This is a genomic window from Nocardia sp. NPDC060220, from assembly GCF_042727815.1.
Taxonomy (GTDB): domain Bacteria; phylum Actinomycetota; class Actinomycetes; order Mycobacteriales; family Mycobacteriaceae; genus Nocardia.
Window position 1 is genome coordinate 1 of record NZ_JBHWZY010001231.1, and the last position, 1,537, is coordinate 1,537.

Sequence of the window (1,537 nt, forward strand, 5' to 3'; positions counted from 1 at the left end):
GTCGTTTCGGGTCAGTAGACGTAGACCACGGCGTTCTCACCGCCGGTGCAGGTGACGAGTTTGCCCTCGGGTGCGCACGTCATCGTGTAGGTGCGGCCGGTCACCGGGCTGGTCGCCACCACTGAGCGGGCTCCCGTACCGCCGCCGGCGTAGGCCTCCCGGACCGCTTCGGCGAAACCGCAGCTGGTGACCGCGCTGCCGACGGCGACCTTGCTGTAAGAGCCTGTGGCGGTGCCGGTTTCACAGGGCTGCGCACCCGCGGGCAGGGTGGCCGGTCCCGCCGAGGTGGTGGGAGCGGCCGTGGTCGCGCGCGGGGTCGTGCCCGCGGGTTGGCCGGAACCGCCCGGCGCCTGCGAAATCGGTGCGGCCGTGGAGGTCTCGGCGGGGTCGGCGGCCGACATCATGCGCCAACCGATCGCGCCACCGACCGCGAGTACCAGGACGGCGAAGACACCGGCCAGCACCGGCAGCAGAACCGATCGCCTACGCTCCGAATCCTGGTGCGCCCAGGCCGGATCGGGACCGTACGCGGGGTCGGGTCCATAGGCCGGGTCAGGCCCGTAGCCGGGGTCGTATGCCGGATCGCGATAGGCGTGATCGCCGTAGGCACTGGGCGGTTCGTCGTAGTCGGAGTACGCGTTCTCCTGACCCACGTACTGCCGGGTCGCGGCCGCCCTGGCCGGATCCTCGAACTCCGGCGGGGCCTGATGGGCAGCGAAAGGCGCGGCACCGCCACGGTATTGATGTGTCGGCTGCGAGCGCTGCGGATCGAGTTCGTCGGCCCCGTAATGCTGGGTCGGCGCCGACCGTTGCATGTCGGCGGGGTCGTACTGCTCAGTTGCCGGTGCGTACTGCGCGGGCGGGCCACCGAACCGGTCGTCGGCGTCCTCGTCGAAACGCTCGGGGGGACCACCGAATCGGTCTCGCGGATCGTCGAGATCGCCGCCGAACTTCTGCGTCGGCGGCGCGAAGGCGGCGGGGTTGTACTGCTCGGTCGGCGGGCCGAACGCATCGCCTCGGCCATGGCCGGGAGCGCCGTCGAATCCGTCGTCCGGCGGGCCACCGAAAGGTCCTGCGGGACTGGCGAACCGGTCCTCGGGAGCGTTCTGTTCCGCACCGAACCGCTGGGTGGGAGCCGCGAAGGGGGCAGGCGAATTCGGGCGGGGGACGTCGAATTCCGGTGTGGGAGCGGGGAACCGGGGATTGGGGTTCGATGTCGGCGGGAGGTATTGCTCCGTGGGCGGGCTGTAGGCCGCCGGGAGGGGATGCTCGCCGGAGTAGCGCTGGGTAGGGGCGCCTCGGTGGGGATCCTGCTGCGGCGGGAGACGGTGCGGTCCGGTGGGCGCCGGGTAAGGGGTGGCCGACGCGGGACGCGGTGGCTGCAGGAGGGGAGCAGACATTTCGCCCGGCTGCGCACCGTCGTAGAGGTGCGCGTCCGGGAAGGGACGCATCCGCGGGAGGCCCTGGTCGGGGGTGTAAGCCGGGGGCGGCTCGGGGGCCTCCGGCTCATCGGCCGACGGCAGGGGCGCGAAGTAGG

General features: G+C 72.0%; 1 pseudogene. It reads right to left on the reverse strand.

From position 1 onward, the window contains the following. Window positions 1-11: 11 nt before the first annotated feature. Window positions 12-1,537, reverse strand: a pseudogene (locus tag ACFWF3_RS35580) (hypothetical protein); the annotation flags it as partial.